Raw genomic sequence first — 16,326 nt, 5'->3', positions numbered from 1 at the left:
CAGCCGAGGAGGGGCACAGCGTGACCGCAAGCGAGAACGGCACGTCCATCGCGCCGTCGAAGGAATCACTCGGGAAGCTCCGTACGGTGGATCCGCTGGTCATCGAGGCGCTCGAGGGAAAATTCGTCATATCCAGCCCCAGAAACCGCCTCAGGCTCAGAGTGCGGGCGGACATCGTCGGCCTTCTCCTCGGGGCTCGTGACGGCCTCGACGGCAACTGGCCGGACGGCACGCCCGAGGCCGCGGTCAAGTGTCTGGCGGATTACGGCTTCCTGGTGCTGGAGAACCAGGAGCCCCCGACCCCGTGGGCCGACTGGGGCACGACGGCATGGAGCTTCCACAACCGGATCAGGGACACCGACTTCATCGACGGTTCCGAGGAAGCCGCTCAGCGGTACGTGGAGAAGCTGTCGGCCCGGCCCAGGCCGTCGAGTGTCCGCCGGCCGCCGTCCGAGCGGATCCTGCTGCTGCCGAGGATCAGAGTGCGGTGCGAGGCCCCGTACCTGGACGTGCTGGAGTCGCGGCGGACCCACCGCCATTTCGACGACACCCCTGTGGACCTCGACCGGTTCTCCGACATGCTGCACTACTCCTTCGCGCCGCTGCGCTTCGCGGACGCGGGGCCCCTGGGGACGCTTCAGCTGCGGGCCGCGGCTTCGGGGGGCGCTCGCCATGAGTGCGAAGCCTTTGTCTTCGTCTTCAATGTCAGCGGGGTCGAGCCGGGCCTGTACATGTACGACGGCATCCGCCACGGGCTCGTGCCGGTGGACGAGAACGCGGGCCGGGAGCAGGCGGAGTACCTGACGCACCATCAAGGATTCTTTGTGTCCTGCTCGTTCGGTGTGTTCACCGCCGCGGTCGCCGAGCGCATGTCGTGGAAGTATCCCGACCCCCGGGCCTACAAGATCATGTTGCACAATGTGGGACACATGGCACAGGTCTTCTCCATGACGGCCAGCGCACTGGGCCTGGGCGCCGCCCTCACCGGCGCCATCCGCGACAGCGACGCGGACTCCCTGCTCCAGCTCGACGAGCCGCGCGAGTTCACCACGTTCGCCATGGCCTGCGGAATCCCCAGCCCGGGCCCCGACGGCCTGCCGCAGTCCATCAAGACGCCGCGCACCCCGCCGGAGGCCTACTGATGGCACCTGAGCGCGCTTCCGCCCCGGCAGGCCAGGGAGCCGACGCCGGCCCCCGGGGCGCCTCAGGGCTGCGTGCCAACCGGAACTGGCAGAAACTGTGGCTCGGGCAGACCGTTTCCCAACTCGGTGACTACGTGTTCGACGTCACCGTTCTGCTGTGGGTGGGCACCGTGCTGGCCAAGGGCCGGACCTGGGCGCCGACGGCTGTCAGCGGCGTCATGCTCGCCGCTGCCGTACCCACCGTCCTGGTGGGCCCGCTGGCCGGCGTGTTCGCCGACCGGTGGAACCGCAAGCGGACCATGATGAACGCCGACCTGATCCGGGCCGGCGTCATCGGACTCCTGCTGCTCGTCCCGTTGTTCGCGTCGGATCTGCCGCTGTGGGCACAACTCGCGGCCGTGTACACCGCGGTCGCGGGTACCTCCGTCGTCGCGCAGTTCTTCAACCCCTCCAGGTTCGCCACCATCGGCGCAGCCGTTGCGGAGGAGGACCGTGCCAGGGCGTTCAGTCTGGCCTCGGCGTCCGCGAACACCGTTTCCGTGCTCGGCCCCCCGCTGGCGGCTCCCCTGCTGTTCACCGTGGGCGAGCAATGGGCACTGCTCGTCAACGCGGTTTCCTTTCTGGTCTCCTACCTGTGCATCCGGTTCACCGACGTCCCGGCGGCGACCGCGGACCACAACGGCGGGAAGGGCGACTTCTGGGCGGAGCTCGCGGAGGGCTGGAGCTTCATCCGCGGAAACAACGTGCTGGCCACCGTTGCCGTGTCGGTGTTCCTGTACTTGTTCGGCGTCGGGGCGGTCAACGTGCTGGAGGTCTTCTTCGTCAGCGAGAACCTTCGAACGGATCCGAGCTGGCTCGGGACCCTCAACGGCGCCCTGGGCGCAGGCATGATCGTCGGTGCGCTGCTCATGGCACGGACGGCCCGCAGACTCGGTGAGCGTCGGCTGTTCGGCTGGGGCATCCTCGCCACGGCTCTGCTGCTCTTCGTCTACGCCCGATCGACCTCGCTGCTCTTCAGCATCGGGGTCCTCGGCCTGGTCGGCATACCGCTGGGCATGGTCAACGCGGTGCTGGGCCCGATGCTCCTGAACGAGATTCCCAACCGGCTCCTGGGCCGGGTCAACTCAGCGCTGAACCCCCTGGTGTACGTGGCCTCCGTTTCGTCCATGTCACTGGCCGGAATCCTGGTCAGCGACCTCGGGCCGGACTTCGCCTGGTCCTTCGCGGGGCTGCACTTCCACCGTATAGACACCGTCATGACGGTCTCCTCCTGCCTGATGGCGCTCGCCGGTGCGGTCGCCGTCATCAGACTGCGCACCGGACGCCGCGCGGCTCCCGGCGCAGAGGACCCCGCGGCAGCTGTCGCGGTACCCGACGACCCGCGATGAGAGGCACGAAGAGCATGAGCCTGGTCAAGAGCCGGTACCTGGTGACAAGCGAACGCGCCTATCGACGTGCCGACGGAACTGTCGTGCGGCTGGGCTATCTGTCCCGCCGTGCCCAGGTGTTCTCCGTGGACGTCAACACGGCAGAACTGCTCCGCAGCGGGGCGATAGACGCCATTCCAGCGGCCAAGCGGAAGGAACTGGCCCGTCTCGGCGCGCTCGTCGATGCCCAGACCGACGAGCGCGGCGAGGTCCTCGCCGGATTCCGGGCCGGATCCGGATCGGTCCGGCACCGCGGCTTCACCATCATGCCGACGGCATACTGCAACATGGGCTGCTCGTACTGCGGGCAGGAGCACTACAAGTCACGCCACTCCGCGGAACGTGCCGAGCGTCTCCTCGCCCGCATCGAGGCGGCGATGGACCGCAAGGAGACCGAACTCGTCACCGTCACCTGGTTCGGCGGCGAACCGCTCATGGCATACCGGCTCATCGGGGAGATGAGCGAGCGCCTCGTCGCCCGAGCCGAGGCCACCGGGACCGGGTACCACGCCCAGATGGCGAGCAACGGCAGCCTGCTCACCGAGCACAAACTGCGGTACCTCCACGACTCCTGCCGACTGCGCCGGCTGGACATCACCCTCGACGGCCCGCAGGAGATCCACGACCGCCGCCGGGTCCTCAAGAACGGCCGGGGGTCCTTCGAGCGATGTGTCGGCGTGCTGAGCAACGTGGCACACGACGACCTGGCACCCGGATTGAGCATCAACCTTCGCGTCAACGTCGACCAGGAGAACGAAGCCCATGTGACGACGCTGCTGCACGACCTGGCGGCGGCCGGACTGGCCGTTCCGAGATTCACCGTGCAGTTCATGCCCGTGCACTCGTGGGGGAACGACATCTCCGCAGTGGAGTTGGAGGCCAGGTCGTACGCCCGGCGCGAAACGGAGTGGCTGCGCCTGGCGGCGGACCTGGGGTTCGGCTGGCACGCACTCCCCACCGGTACCAAGACCACCGCCTGCAAAGCCACCACCCGAAGCAGCGAGATCCACGATCCCGAGGGACGGATCTACTCGTGTTCGGAGCATCCGCTGGTACCTGGTGTGCGCGACACCGGCGTCCTCGCCCGCACCGAGGACCTGACCGCCACGGAACTCAGACCGGCGGGCATTTTCGACGACTGGTACGACCAGGTCGAGAACCGCTCCCAGCCCTGCAACGGATGCCCCCTGCTCCCGGTCTGCGGCGGCAGCTGCCCCAAACTGTGGCGCGAGGGCCATCTTCCGTGCCCGAGCTTCAAGTTCAACCTGCAAGAGCGGCTCGACCTGGTCGCTGTCCGACGTCTCGGCCTTCGAACAGCGGAGACGGGTGTACATGCGGGTCGTTGAAGTTCGCCCACGACCTGGCCGACCGTTGCCTACCACCAAGGTGCCGAGACAGACCTGTCGGGAGTACGAGGTCATGGAAATCGTGGAGCGGTTGGTGCCCGACGAGTTGTGGGAGTTGTTCAAGCGCGTGGTGCCCGCCGCGCCGGAACGGCCTCAGGGCGGTGGTCGGCAGCGATACGGCGACAGGGACGTACTGGCCGCGATCGTCTTCGTCGTGACGTCGGAATGTGCCTGGAGGCAGCTCCCCCCGGTCTTCGGCCCATCAGGACCAACGGCCCATCGGCGGTTCTCCGAGTGGCACGACGCGGGTGTGTGGACCGCACTGCACCGCCTTGACCAGCAGGAGTGGGGTGAGCGAGCAGAGCGGGACTGGACACACCGTGCCATTGAATCGGTGCTCGCACGGGCCAGAGGGATCGGGGCCCCGCCGACGGCACTACCGACGATCACTGCCCACGCCAGGTGAAAGCCAGCCGTCGCCGGAGTCGGCCTGTTCATGACCCCGACACCAGCGCCCCGCCCACCGGCCACCTGTGTCCTCGGCCGGTGCCCCTGCCCGTCGGACCTTGAACGGAGGGGAGTGGTACTCGCCTGACGACGACCGCTGCATCATCGGCCCACAAGGCCTGGACCACTGCCCGCCGCCACCCGCGGGCAGTGCCCTGACCGTTCAGTCGATGCAGAACTCGTTGCCCTCGATGTCCAGCATCGGGATGCACGCGTCATTGCCGTCATACAGCGTCCGCACGTGTACCGCGCCGAGCGGGACCAGACGTGCGCGTTCGGCCTCAAGTGCGGCGAGCCGCTCTTCGCCCACGAGTCCGGTGCCGACCCGCACGTCAAGATGCAGCCGGTTCTTGGCGGCCTTCCCTTCGGGGACGCGCTGGAAGTAGAGTCGCGGGCCGACACCTGAGGGATCCACGCAGGCGAACCATGAATCCCGTTGCTCAGGTGGTTGCGAAAGCTTGAAATCGTCCCAAGTGGCAAACCCCTCCGGTGGCGGCGGTACGACGTACCCCAACACCTCGCACCAGAAGCGAGCGAGACGTTCAGGTTCCGCACAGTCAAAGGTGACTTGGAACTTCTTGATCGCTGACATCGGCGCACGATAGCAGGGGCCTCTAGTCGGACCGCGAGCACCACCTCGTCCTGGAGTCGATCCTGGAGAAGGACGGCGACAGCGCCGAGCGCGTCATGCGTGAGCACGTCCCGTACGTCCGCGCCGCCGTTGGGCATCATCTCATCGCACCTCCCATGCGTACGGTGCGACGACGGTCCGGTCGATCAGCGGCACGTAGCGGGAGCGGAGCAGTACTCCCGGGAAGGTGTCCGAGGCGTAGGTCGTGCCGTCGACAGGCCGGCCTTGTCCGCGGTGACCGAGAACGTCGCCATGTTGCCGTTGCCCGGGTCGCCGCCGATTCCGTTGATCGCCGTACCGTCGGTCGCCAGTGGCAGCGAGGTCAGCGTGGCCGAGCCCGCGAGCTTGGCGTTCTGTGCCTCGTACGTACGCGTCTTGAGCGCGCCTCGGGGGGGCATGACTGTCAGCCGGTCCACGAGTGTGGTGTCCGAACCACCGGTCACCGTCACCTTGTCGATGCCGCCCGAGAGGGAGACGGCCACCCTGTGCCTGGACTTGGTCACGTGCAGGACGTCGTGCCCGTTGACGGACAGCCGGGCGTCCGCGCCGCTGAGGGTGTCGACGTCGAGGGTGGCTTCGCGGTCGGCGGGGGAGTAGACCCAGAACGTGGCCTTCTGGTTCTCCGCGACCCGGACCGCGCCGGAGCCGGTGGCGGTGGCGGGGGTGTGCTTCGGCAGGTCGGAGACGGGATGCGCACCGCCGCTCGTCCAGGCCAGTTCGCCCTCGTGGACCTCGGTGGCCGCCGACGCGTCCGGCAGGGACAGCGTGAGACGGTCGACGATGGTGTCGCCCTTGGTTGCGCGTTTGCCGTCGAGGCTCTGCGCGGCGAGCGTCAGGGTGTGCTTGCCCTTGGTGAGGTGCACCTTGGTGTCGGTGTGAAGTCGTCGATCGCGCCCGTGAACAGGGGGGCCTGGTAGAAGGATTTGCCGATGTAGCCGGCCGCCGTAGCCGGAGACCTGTGCCTCCGCGCCTTCGCCGCCGGTGGTCACGGCGGTGCGCAGCACTCCGCCGTTGGACGGCGTCGTGAACAGGTACTTGCCGGTGTCGGAGCCCAGATCGAAGATCCGCTGCCGGGCCGACTTGTCATCGCCTCACTTGATGCGGGCCGAAAGCGTCAGATCGCTTGCCTCGTCGAGGACTTCGCGGGGCAGGCGGACGTACGCGCCGTCGGAGATGGGGGCACCGCCGGGTAGGGACAGCGCCTTGCCGCCGCCGGCACCCGCGACGGACTGGGCGGTGGAGCCGTTCACCAGGGTCGCCGACAGGCCGTTGCCGGAACTGTCCGTGATCTTGCCGGCCGCGAGGTCGTCCTGGTCGAAGGTGTAGTGGGCGGTGGGCCGGGGCGTCTCGGCCGCCTGCGCGGGGACGGCCGGTGCGGCCAGCAGGCCGGCACCGAAAAACCAGCGCCATGGCGGCCGGGGCCCGGCGCCGGGCGGATCTGTCAGCGGATGGCATGGATTGCGTCCTCAATCCTTGTGTATCGGCGAGCGGAGTGTCGAGATGTGTCGAACCGATTCGATGGAGCCGCCGCGGCAGCAGAGGAACTCGTCCGGTCGACGGGAGTAGCGGGCCTGCGGTTTCAAGGGAGGTGCGGAGCCGCCCTGTGGTCGTCGGAAGGATCACTTCATCGAACCGGTTCGGGAAGCTAGCACCGAGGATCCTGGCCATCAATCCCCCCGACGAGAAGAAATCCGGATCTTCTGACGGATGCGAACGTGTCGCCGGAGGTGTTGACAGCCGCTGAGTCTGTTCCTACCTTCACTTCACGCGAACCGGTTCGACGACCGGAGCCGCGTCGCTTTCGATCCCACACCCGCATGAGTCGATGAGTACTCTTTCCACCGAGACCCGAACCGGTTCGAGCAAGGAGCCACCCGTGAACATCGGTGAGATCGCCCATCGGGCCGGTGTCTCGCGGAGCACCGTGTCGTACGCGCTGAGCGGTAAGCGCCCGGTCTCGGACGACACCCGACGCAAGATCCAGCAGGTCATCGACGAGCTGGGCTACCGCCCCAACGCCAGCGCCCGCGCCCTGGCCAACGGCCGCACCAGCACGATCGGCCTGGTCTTTCCCCCGGCCGGCAACCACTACACCGGCATGCAGCTGGACTTCATCGGCAGTGTGGTGGAGGCCGCCGCGGCCTACGACTACGACGTACTGCTCTCCCCGAGCGGTGTGGACAGTGACCGTTCGTTCCAGCGGCTGCTGGGGGAGCGGCGGGTCGACGGCGCGATCCTGATGGAGATCAGGCTGGCGGACGACCGGGTCGACCACCTGGCCGAGCTGGGCTTCCCGTCCGTCGCCATCGGCCGTACCGCCCAGCCGGAGGGCGGCTGGTGGGTGGGCCTGGACCACACCGCGCTGGCGGCGGCGTGTGTCCACCACCTGGCGGATCTCGGCCATCGCCGGATCGCCTTCGTCAACCGGCCCGAGCAGCTGCTGCGGGCCGGGTACGAGTCCGCGCACCGTGGCCTGGACGGCTTCACCAAGGCCGCGGCCGAGCGCGGGCTGACCGTGCGGACGTACTGCTGCGGGGACGACGCGGCGTCCGGCCAGGCCTGCCTGGAAAAGATCCTGCACGACGAGCCGGCCACCACCGGTCTCGTGACGCTGAACGAGGCCGCGCTGGGCGGCCTCTACCGGGGGCTCGCCCAGGCGGGCCGCCACGTCCCGCGTGACTTCTCCGTCACCGGGGTCGTCGCCGGCCGCTGGGCCGAGACGGTGACCCCGCAGCTCACCGCCGCCGACGTACCGGCGGAGGAAATGGGCCGACGCGCCGTCGACCTGCTGGTGGAGCGGCTCGACCACCCCGAGGCACCGCCCCGGCACCACCTTCTCGCACCGCCGATCTCCCTGCGGGCCAGCACCGGCCCCGCCAGGACCGGTACCGCTTCCTGACCGCACCCGCGTAGTTCTCCTCCTCGATCCACTTCACCTCACGGACGCCCGAACCGCCCGACAGCGCCGTTCGCCGTGCCCGCCCGGCCTCACCGCCCCGTGCCTCGGCACCCGCATGCCCAGAACAAGGGAACCCTCGCCATGAACAGCTCCTCCAGACAGCGCCGTCTGACGACGGCAGCCGTGACCGCCCTGGCCGTGGCCGTGACCGCCACCGCCTGCTCCTCGGGCTCGGGCAGCAGCGACAGCAACAGCGCCGGCAGCGGTACATACGCCATATGGGACCCGTACCCGCAGTTCGACAAGACCTCGGACTGGGCGAAGCTGCTGGACCAGTGCGGCACCAAGGCCGGAGTGAAGATCAAGCGGACCGCCTTCGACACCAGCGACCTGGGCAACAAGACGCTGCTGGCGGCGCAGCAGGGCAACTCGCCGGACGTCCTCATCGTCGACAACCCGGTGGTGTCGACCCTGGCCGAGGCGGGCGTGCTCACCACGACCGACGACAACAAGCTGGACACCTCGAAGGTCGACCCCAACCTGCTCGCGGCCGGCCAGTCCGGCGGCAAGACCTACGGCACGCCGATCGGCGCCAACACGCTGGCCCTCTACTACAACAAGGACGTGCTGAAGAAGGCCGGCGTGGACATCGCCTCGGTCAAGGACTGGAACACGCTCACGGCGGCGCTGGCCAAGGTGAAGAAGGCCGGCAAGAAGGGCATCACCTTCTCGGCGATCGGCACCGAGGAGGGCAGCTTCCAGTTCCTGCCGTGGTTCTGGGGGGCGGGCGCGAAACTGACCGAACTCGACTCCTCCAAGGCCGTGTCGGCGCTCTCCCTGTGGAAGGACTGGCTGAAGCAGGGCTACGCCCCCAACTCCGTCCTCAACAACACCCAGACCACCAGCTGGCAGGAGTTCGCCAGTGGCGACTACGCGTTCAGCGAGAACGGCACCTGGCAGCTCGCAGGCGCCAAGAAGGCCGGCTTCGCCTACGGGGTGCTGCCCATCCCCGGCGCCGCGGGCGGCACCGCCGCGGCCCCGACCGGCGGCGAGTTCGTGACCACCCCGGTCCAGGAGGACTCCGCCCGCTATGCCGTCTCCCAGAAGCTGGTGACCTGCCTGACCAGCGGAGACAACCTGTACAACACCGACACCACCCTGTCCTATGTGGCCCCGACCACCGAGGTCCAGGACAAGCAGGTGGCCGCGAACGCCGAGTTGAAGCCGTGGGTCGACGCGGTCAAGGCTGCCAAGGGCCGCACCAGCGACGACCTGGGCACCAAGTACCCCAAGATCTCCGAGCAGATGTGGAAGGCCGTCCAGTCCGCCCTCAGCGGGTCCAAGTCGCCCAAGGACGCGCTGTCCCAGGCCCAGTCCGCCGCCAAGTAACCCGCCCCCAAGGGTCGTTGATGAACCACACGACAAAGCTGCCGGACCACCGGTACGAGCGCGTCCAGAACGCGGCGACGCACGCAGCCACCCCGCCCCGGGCCGGCGGCCGGATGTGCCGCCGGCCCACCTCCACCCAGTGGGCCGCCTGGGGATTCCTCGCCCCGGTGACCGTCTATCTCGCCCTCTTCTACGCCTATCCGCTCTACCGCAACCTCGACCTGAGCCTGCGCAACTACACCGTCCGCTCCTTCGTCCAGGGCGACGCCCCGTTCACCGGCCTGAAGAACTACCGCACCGTCTTCGACAACCCGACCTTCACCCCGGCCCTGCTGCACACCGCCCTCTTCACCGCCGTGTGCCTGTTCTTCCAGTACGCCATCGGGCTCGCCCTCGCCGCCTTCTTCAACCAGCACTTCCGGCTCTCGGCCACCCTGCGCGCCCTGTTCCTCGTACCGTGGCTGCTGCCGCTGATCGTGTCGGCCTCCACCTGGTCGTGGATGCTCAACAGTGAATCGGGCGTCGTCAACGCCGCCCTGCACGCCGTCGGTATCGGGCCGGTGAACTGGCTGACCTCGCCGTCCTGGTCGCTGGCCTCGGTGATCATCGCCAACATCTGGATCGGCGTCCCGTTCAACCTGGTCGTGCTCCACAGCGGCCTTCAGTCCATCCCGGCCGGCCTGTACGAGGCCGCCGCGCTGGACGGAGCGGGGGCCTGGCGCCGGTTCTGGAGCATCACCTTTCCGTTGCTGCGCCCGGTGTCGGCGATCACCTTGCTCCTGGGGCTGGTCTACACGCTCAAGGTCTTCGACATCATCTGGATCATGACCAAGGGCGGCCCGGCCGACTCCTCCACCACCTTCGCCACCTGGTCCTACCAGCTCGGCTTCGGCAACCTCCTGCCGTCCTTCGGTCCGGGCGCGGCCGTCGGCAACCTGCTCGTGGTCGCCGCCCTGGTCTTCGGCCTGGTCTACGTCCGCGTACAGAGAATGCAGGCGCTGTCATGAGCCGCATACGCAGGCGTACCTCGGCGAAGACCATGACCGGCGTCGTGCTGACCGCGATCATGCTCTTCCCGGTCTACTGGATGCTCAACGTCTCCCTCACCCGCGACCAGGACATGCGCAAGAGCCCGCCGGACCTGCTGCCCCTGCACGGCACCCTGGCCGGCTACCGCACCGTCCTCGACGAGCAACTGCCCTACCTCGGCACCAGCCTGGTCATCGGCCTGGGCACCGTCCTGCTGACCGTGCTCCTCTCCGCCCCCGCCGGCTACGCACTGGCCAAGCTACGCCCGCGCGGCGGCGGCATCGTGAGTTTCGTCCTGCTGGCCGCCCAGATGATCCCCGGCATCATCATGGCGATGGGCTTCTACGCCATCTACCTCCAACTGGGCCTGCTCCAGTCCGTCGCCGGCCTCATCGTCGCCGACTCCACCCTGGCCGTGCCGTTCGCGGTCCTGATCTTCACGGCGTTCATGTCCGGCATCCCGGGCGAGTTGCTCCAGGCCGCGCAGGTGGACGGGGCGCGGGCCCTGCGCACCTTCTGGTCGGTCGTGCTTCCCATGAGCCGCAACGCCGTCGTCACCGTGTCCCTGTTCGCCTTCCTGTGGTCCTGGTCCGACTTCGTCTTCGCCAGCACCCTGGTCAACGGCGGCGCCCACGAGCCGATCACCCTCGGCGTCTACCACTACATCGGCAACAACAACCAGCAGTGGAACGCCATCATGGCCACCGCCGTCGTGGCCTCGCTGCCGGCGGCGGTGATCCTCGTCCTCGCCCAGCGCTACGTCGCCGCCGGTGTGACCGCCGGCGCCGTCAAGGACTGAGCCCCCAACCCCCGACCACGGTCGACCAGTTGTCAGCCGGCTGCTGCCCCTTGCTCCAGAAACGAGTCACGCCACCATGACCGCCGCCCCGTCCGGTTCGGCCTTCTCCGTCCACGACATCCCGTTCAGCACCTACGGATCCTGGTTCGACATCTCGCCCGTGGTGGCGGAGAGGACGTACGCCGAGGACCTCCATCTCGTGTCGCACCAGAACGGCATGCACGGCGTCCTGCGCCTGGTCCCCCTGAACACGGCGGAGGGCGACCGCGCCGACACCCGCGTCACGGCGACACCGGGCCTGCTCAGCTGGATCGGCGAGAGCGGGCGCATCGACCTCGCCTACGAGTCACCGGACGCCGTACGCCTGCGGGGCAGCGGCCTGGGCATCGGCGTCTTCGCCGCAGCGCGGGCCCTGACCCCGTTCAGCGGAACGTACTTCTTCCACGACCCGGCGGCGGACGGGCACGTCTTCACGTCGTACGAGACCGGGCACCGCTACCGCGTCACCACGCTGTCCGGCACCCTCGCCGAGGTGGCCGGTGCGCAGGCCCTGGGCGGCGCACATCGTGGTGTCGTCGTGGCCGCGGACGCGGACGGGGCCTGGGAGATCGCGATCGACGCACTCGACACCGCCCGCCCGCCGTACGTGCCCTCGGGGACCTTCGACGACATCGTGGAATCCGCGCGGCGCGCGTTCGCGGACTTCATCGACGCGGTGGCCCCCTGGCGCTCGTCCGCCACACCGGCCGCCGAACTCGCCGCCTACGTCGTCTGGTCGGCCACCGTACGGCCGGCGGGCCTGGTCACCCGGCCCGCCGTGCTGATGTCCAAGCACTGGATGGACAAGGTCTGGAGCTGGGACCACTGCTTCAACGCCCTTGCCCTGGCACCCGGTTGCCCCGAACTCGCCCTGGACCAGTTCGCCATGCCCTTCGACCACCAGGAGGCCGGCGGCGCCCTGCCCGACTCGGTCACGCACTCCGAGGTCCTCTACAACTTCGTCAAGCCGCCCATCCACGGCTGGGCCTTCGGCCACCTGCGACGCCTCCTGCCGACAGCTCCTGACCATGACCAACTAGCGCAGGCTTACGCCTGGTTGGAGCGCTGGACCGCCTTCTGGCTCTGCGCGCGGCGGGCCCCCGACGCCGAACTCGCCCACTACCAGCACGGCAATGACAGCGGCTGGGACAACGCCACCACCTTCGACCCCGAGCGCGTGGTCGTCACCGCCGACCTGTCCGCCTTCCTCGTACTCCAGCTGTGGGAACTCGCCGATCTGGCTGCGGAGTTGGGTAAGGAGGACATGGCGCGCCACTGGACGGCCGCAGCCGAGGAGACGCAGGCCGCGCTGCTCGACCAGCTCTGGACCGGGGAGCGGTTCGTCGCTCGGGGAGTGGCCAGCGGGGCCACCTGGAGCAGCGCGAGCCTCCTCGACCTGATGCCCATCGTGCTGGGCGAGCACCTGCCCGCCGAGATCAGCAGCGCGCTGGCCGACCGCATCAAGGCCCACCTCACGCCGCACGGCCTGGCCACCGAGCTGACCACCTCACCGCACTACCTCGCCGACGGCTACTGGCGCGGCCCGATCTGGGCCCCCGCCACCGTCCTCATCGAGGACGGGCTGCGCCGCGCCGGCCACCAGCGCCTGGCGGACGACGTCAGCGCACGCTTCCGCGCCCTGTGCGAGACCCACGGCTTCGCCGAGAACTTCGACGCCCTCACCGGAACGGGCCTGCGCGACCGCGCCTATACCTGGACCGCCAGCAGCTACCTCCTCCTCGCGGCAGCGCAGGCACACCGAGACGGCTACTGACCGGCCGTCGCTGCCATGCCGCCTTCTGGCGGGATGCGGGACTCGCGGGGGCGGCGGTCAGCAGAACCGGCCCGTTGCAGGAGCTGCACGACATGTCGGGTCCCGACGGGCAGCCCGCCGCGCTGTTCGGCTTCGCCGCGGCCCAGACCATCGGCCCGCCGTCTCGGCGGCCACGAGCACACGAGCGACACCGTCCGAGTCGTCACGCGACGCATCACTGCCTGCCGTGCACGAGTGCGTCAGAGCTTGCCCCGCACCTGATCTCCGGCATCGGTGCCGGTGGGGTGGTCGGACTTTGCCGTCCGCCCTTCGGACGGGCTGGCCCGCGGCGACCCATTCTTGTCATGATCGCTCGGTGGACGATGACCAGCGCATTCACCCCTCGAAGGTGGCCGGCGACCGTGCGTCGCTCACCTCGTTCCTCGACTACCAGCGTGCCACCCTGGCCATGAAGTGCGAAGGCCTGACCGGCGAACAGCTGAAGCAGAAGGCGATCCCGACCTCAGGACTCACGCTCCTGGGCCTGGTGCGCCACGCGGCCTCGGTCGAGCGGAGCTGGTTCCGCTTCGTCGTGAACGCCGAAGATGTCAAGACGCCTTGGCCCGGAGAGGTCGAGGGCACGTTCGCCGAGTTCCACGTCGAGGACGCCGAAGTTGACGAGGCGTTCGAAGTCTGGCGCGAGGAGTGCGCCCGCGCCCGCGCCGTCGCTTCTTCCTTCGATTCCCTCGACGACACCGTCAACTTCCGCGGCGAGACCATCTCACTCCGCTACGTCCTCACCCACATGATCGAGGAGTATGCGCGTCACAACGGCCACGCCGACCTACTGCGCGAAGCGATCGACGGAGCCGTCGGCGAGTAGATACTTCGAGGCACCGAACAGCGGGGTGACCCGGCGCGGCGTCAAGTTCGTCAAGCGATCCTCCGGTGGAACGAGCTCAGGCAACGCGGGTAACGAAGTCGAACACCGTGGTGACGACGGCTTCGTGGGCATCTCCGGGAACCAGGTGACTGACTTCTGGGACGATGTGGCAGCGGATGTCGTGGCGGCGGTTCCGGATCTCGTAGGTCGGGAAACGACCGGGCTCAACCGGTCGGCGTGGCTGAGGACCACACGCCGAACCACTGCTCGGCGCCGTACTCCTCGAACCGCTCCACCTCGGTGAACCCCAGCTTCGCCGCGAGGCGCACTGAGCGGTCGTTGGCGGTCTGGGTGCAGAGCACGATCGGCTCGCGGGGGAGTACGTCGGCGAACCAGTCGAGTGCCGCCGCGCACGCCTCGGCGGCGTATCCGCGTCCCCACGTTTCCGGCAGGAACATGTAACCGAGCTCGGCCTCCCCGGCGTGCGGGCGGACGTGACCCGGCCGCTCTGCGTCGCGCCGGTCGAAGTTGATCGTGCCGATCATCGCTCCGTCGAGATCGACGACGAAAAGGCCAGGGCGCCGCCCGGGTATCTCGGGCATCGCACGTTCGAGCTCATCGAGCGGTCGAGGGCCACCGAGGTAGGTGCGCACCTCAGATGATGCGAACAGCTCGATGAACGCCGCACGGTCTCGGGCCTCGGACCCGCGGAGCACGAGCCGTTCGGTCCTTATCGGGGCAGGCGGCCAGGCGACGGGTCCGAGTCCGGTCATGGCGGGCAACCTATCGCACGACCGTGCGGGTGGTTCGTAAGAGCGGACCTTACGGCCGCTCGTCCAACTTTGCGTGCCACGGCAGGAAGACACCCTGCCGAAAGGACCCCCCGTTCCCGCCGCTGATCTGGGGATCACGGAACTGCGGTCAGCGCCATGTGGTGGGACAGTGACGGACCATGATCGAGGCGGCCGTTGCCCGCGTGAGTCCGCACGGTTCAACCTGTGTACGGCGCCTGCGTGCGGGACAGGTCGCGGATCGTGGTGACGTTGGGATGCCAGGGGCGGCCGGCGGGCCCGGTCAGGACGAGGTGGCGTTCCAGGCGCGGCATGAGCGGCACCGGGGTGAGGGTGTCGGACAGCATGCCGGCCGCCAGGGAGGGGACGATCGCGACGCCGAGGCCTGCTTCGACCATGGCGAGCAGGGTGGTGAACTCAGGGATGCGCTGGGCGGGCCGGTAGGGCCGGGCGGCCAGCGCGTGGAGGTGTTTGACCGCGGTCTCGCAGCCGCTGGTGGTGGCCAGGAGCGGGTCGTCCAGCGGGTCGTCGAGGCTGATGGTGTCCTGGCCCGCCAGAGGGTGGTCGGTGCGGACGACCGCCTGGTAGGTGTCGGTGGCGATGCGCAGCGCCCCGCGGGGCATGGGGTCCGGGTCGGTGAGGAGGGCGGCGTCGACGGTGCCGCTCTCCAGCCAGGTCTCGATCTCCTCGTCGAGGCCTTCGGAGATCTTGATCTGTGCGTGGGGCAGGTGGGTGCGCCACAGTTTCAGCAGGCTCGGGAGCTATCCGTGTGCGGCCGTCGGCGGGACGGCGAGCCCGATCGTCGCGCACTTCGCGCTCCAGCGCGGCGAGCGCGTGCGAGACCGAGGACCGGCCCATGCCGAGCGCCTCCGCTGCGGCGCCGAAGCCCTCGTGGTCCGCGATGGCCGCGAAGATGGCCAGTTGCTTCAATGTCACGCCCATCGAGGTCCGGCCCCACACCGCCGCCAGCGTGGAGAAGGCGGCCGCCGACGCCATCGCCCTCTTCCACGCCTTGCGGCAAGCACCGTCCGCCGACACCGCTCTTCACGCGTGGGAGCAGCTCCGCCTCGCCGAAGGCGCCGCCATCTACTGTCAAGGGATCAGCCTCGGCACCAGCGGCTTCGGCTCCGGAAGCTCCTCCTACGGACACGCCCTCTACAGCGGCACCTTCCCCTGTTGATCCTGCCGACCACGGGAGACGGCGCACACACGGGACCGCCTCAAAAAAGGCGGTTTGTCGACATGGCTGCCGCATTCGACGCGATCCGCTCGGGCAACCACGCGGCTACTGGGCAAGTTCAGCTGCTGCAATGGCCTGCTGCAAGGTCTGGCGCGCTTGTGCCAGCTCGTCCGCGCGCCGGTCGAGGCGGGCGAGCTGGGTGTGGAGTTTGTCCAGTACTCCCGGGCACGGACGCAGCGATCCGTCGGTGCGAGCGCACGGCAGCACCTGCCGGATCAGGTTGGTGGACAGCCCGGCCGCCAGCAGGGCGCGTATCTGTCTGACCGTCTGTTCGGCGGTGTCGTCGTAATCGCGGTATCCGTTGGCCTGTCGGCTCGAGGTGAGAAGGCCGACGCGTTCGTAGTACCGGAGCAGGCGCTCACTGGTCTTCGTTCTCTTGGCCAACTGCCCAATCAGCATCGTTTCTCCACGGAGCTTGACCTTGACATGGTGTCAACCTCCAACGATGGGA

At 68.7% G+C, this 16,326-nt stretch carries 17 protein-coding genes and 1 pseudogene; 11 read left to right on the top strand and 7 right to left on the bottom strand.

Translation table 11 applies throughout. From position 1 onward, the window contains the following. Nucleotides 1–20 precede the first annotated feature (20 nt). From ACFY01_RS24105 to ACFY01_RS24090, 4 genes are read left to right on the top strand one after another with little or no spacing between them, the layout of a single operon-like run. Nucleotides 21–1,142, top strand: a complete 1,122-nt coding sequence (locus ACFY01_RS24105) for a SagB/ThcOx family dehydrogenase (RefSeq protein WP_390737777.1) — start codon at nucleotides 21–23, stop codon at nucleotides 1,140–1,142. Continuing rightward, nucleotides 1,142–2,530 carry an MFS transporter gene (locus ACFY01_RS24100; protein ID WP_390737776.1) on the top strand — a complete coding sequence of 463 codons (1,389 nt, stop codon included), beginning with the start codon at nucleotides 1,142–1,144 and terminating at the stop codon, nucleotides 2,528–2,530. The genes ACFY01_RS24105 and ACFY01_RS24100 overlap by 1 nt, the downstream gene beginning before the upstream one ends. A 14-nt stretch (nucleotides 2,531–2,544) precedes the next feature. Continuing rightward, complete coding sequence (locus ACFY01_RS24095) at nucleotides 2,545–3,915, top strand: radical SAM protein (protein ID WP_390737775.1); 1,371 nt, start codon at nucleotides 2,545–2,547, stop codon at nucleotides 3,913–3,915. Then, a complete protein-coding gene (locus ACFY01_RS24090) occupies nucleotides 3,902–4,381 on the top strand; it encodes a transposase (protein ID WP_390737774.1) in 480 nt (159 codons plus the stop codon). Before ACFY01_RS24095 ends, ACFY01_RS24090 begins: the two co-directional genes overlap by 14 nt. A 204-nt stretch (nucleotides 4,382–4,585) precedes the next feature. Here the strand turns inward: ACFY01_RS24090 and ACFY01_RS24085 are convergent, their stop codons facing one another. From ACFY01_RS24085 to ACFY01_RS24075, 3 genes are all read right to left on the bottom strand, one after another. Beyond that, nucleotides 4,586–5,014 carry a VOC family protein gene (locus ACFY01_RS24085; protein WP_390737773.1) on the bottom strand — a complete coding sequence of 143 codons (429 nt, stop codon included), beginning with the start codon at nucleotides 5,012–5,014 and terminating at the stop codon, nucleotides 4,586–4,588. A 185-nt stretch (nucleotides 5,015–5,199) separates the two neighbouring features. Further along, nucleotides 5,200–5,916: a hypothetical protein gene (locus tag ACFY01_RS24080; protein WP_390737772.1), complete on the bottom strand. Its 717-nt coding sequence runs from the start codon at nucleotides 5,914–5,916 to the stop codon at nucleotides 5,200–5,202. A 228-nt stretch (nucleotides 5,917–6,144) separates the two neighbouring features. Continuing rightward, nucleotides 6,145–6,303, bottom strand: a complete 159-nt coding sequence (locus tag ACFY01_RS24075; protein WP_390737771.1) for a hypothetical protein — start codon at nucleotides 6,301–6,303, stop codon at nucleotides 6,145–6,147. Nucleotides 6,304–6,929: 626 nt separating this feature from the next. Between ACFY01_RS24075 and ACFY01_RS24070 the strand changes: the two genes are divergently transcribed. From ACFY01_RS24070 to ACFY01_RS24045, 6 genes are all read left to right on the top strand, one after another. Then, entirely contained in the window at nucleotides 6,930–7,952 is a 1,023-nt protein-coding gene (locus tag ACFY01_RS24070) for a LacI family DNA-binding transcriptional regulator (RefSeq protein WP_390737770.1), read from the top strand. Between the two features lie 141 nt (nucleotides 7,953–8,093). Beyond that, on the top strand, nucleotides 8,094–9,341 hold the full coding sequence (locus ACFY01_RS24065; protein WP_390737769.1) for an extracellular solute-binding protein: 1,248 nt from the start codon (nucleotides 8,094–8,096) through the stop codon (nucleotides 9,339–9,341). Between the two features lie 20 nt (nucleotides 9,342–9,361). Beyond that, nucleotides 9,362–10,348, top strand: a complete 987-nt coding sequence (locus ACFY01_RS24060) for a carbohydrate ABC transporter permease (RefSeq protein ID WP_390737768.1) — start codon at nucleotides 9,362–9,364, stop codon at nucleotides 10,346–10,348. Continuing rightward, nucleotides 10,345–11,169 (top strand): carbohydrate ABC transporter permease, encoded by an 825-nt coding sequence (locus ACFY01_RS24055; protein WP_390737767.1) that lies wholly within the window; start codon nucleotides 10,345–10,347, stop codon nucleotides 11,167–11,169. The genes ACFY01_RS24060 and ACFY01_RS24055 overlap by 4 nt, the downstream gene beginning before the upstream one ends. A 76-nt stretch (nucleotides 11,170–11,245) precedes the next feature. After that, complete coding sequence (locus ACFY01_RS24050; RefSeq protein WP_390737766.1) at nucleotides 11,246–12,982, top strand: trehalase family glycosidase; 1,737 nt, start codon at nucleotides 11,246–11,248, stop codon at nucleotides 12,980–12,982. A gap of 355 nt (nucleotides 12,983–13,337) precedes the next feature. Continuing rightward, nucleotides 13,338–13,844, top strand: a complete 507-nt coding sequence (locus ACFY01_RS24045; protein ID WP_390737765.1) for a DinB family protein — start codon at nucleotides 13,338–13,340, stop codon at nucleotides 13,842–13,844. Nucleotides 13,845–14,068: 224 nt separating this feature from the next. On the opposite strand, the gene ACFY01_RS24040 is transcribed toward ACFY01_RS24045, so the two are convergent. The 3 genes and pseudogenes from ACFY01_RS24040 to ACFY01_RS24030 form a co-directional block, all read right to left on the bottom strand. Continuing rightward, complete coding sequence (locus tag ACFY01_RS24040; protein WP_390737764.1) at nucleotides 14,069–14,617, bottom strand: GNAT family N-acetyltransferase; 549 nt, start codon at nucleotides 14,615–14,617, stop codon at nucleotides 14,069–14,071. A 218-nt stretch (nucleotides 14,618–14,835) separates the two neighbouring features. Further along, nucleotides 14,836–15,342, bottom strand: coding sequence for a LysR family transcriptional regulator substrate-binding protein (locus ACFY01_RS24035; protein ID WP_390737940.1), 507 nt, complete (start codon nucleotides 15,340–15,342; stop codon nucleotides 14,836–14,838). Nucleotides 15,343–15,499: 157 nt separating this feature from the next. After that, nucleotides 15,500–15,577: pseudogene (locus ACFY01_RS24030) on the bottom strand (LysR family transcriptional regulator); the annotation flags it as partial. A 28-nt stretch (nucleotides 15,578–15,605) separates the two neighbouring features. On the opposite strand from ACFY01_RS24030, the gene ACFY01_RS24025 reads away from it, so the two are divergent. Next, a complete protein-coding gene (locus ACFY01_RS24025; protein WP_390737763.1) occupies nucleotides 15,606–15,815 on the top strand; it encodes a hypothetical protein in 210 nt (69 codons plus the stop codon). Between the two features lie 105 nt (nucleotides 15,816–15,920). Here the strand turns inward: ACFY01_RS24025 and ACFY01_RS24020 are convergent, their stop codons facing one another. Next, nucleotides 15,921–16,274: a MerR family transcriptional regulator gene (locus ACFY01_RS24020; RefSeq protein ID WP_390737762.1), complete on the bottom strand. Its 354-nt coding sequence runs from the start codon at nucleotides 16,272–16,274 to the stop codon at nucleotides 15,921–15,923. Nucleotides 16,275–16,326: the final 52 nt, after the last annotated feature.

The organism is Streptomyces sp. NPDC001480 (assembly GCF_042894725.1).
Lineage (GTDB): Bacteria > Actinomycetota > Actinomycetes > Streptomycetales > Streptomycetaceae > Streptomyces.
Note: the sequence above shows the minus strand (reverse complement) of the source record. Positions and strands in the feature narration are given on the sequence as shown.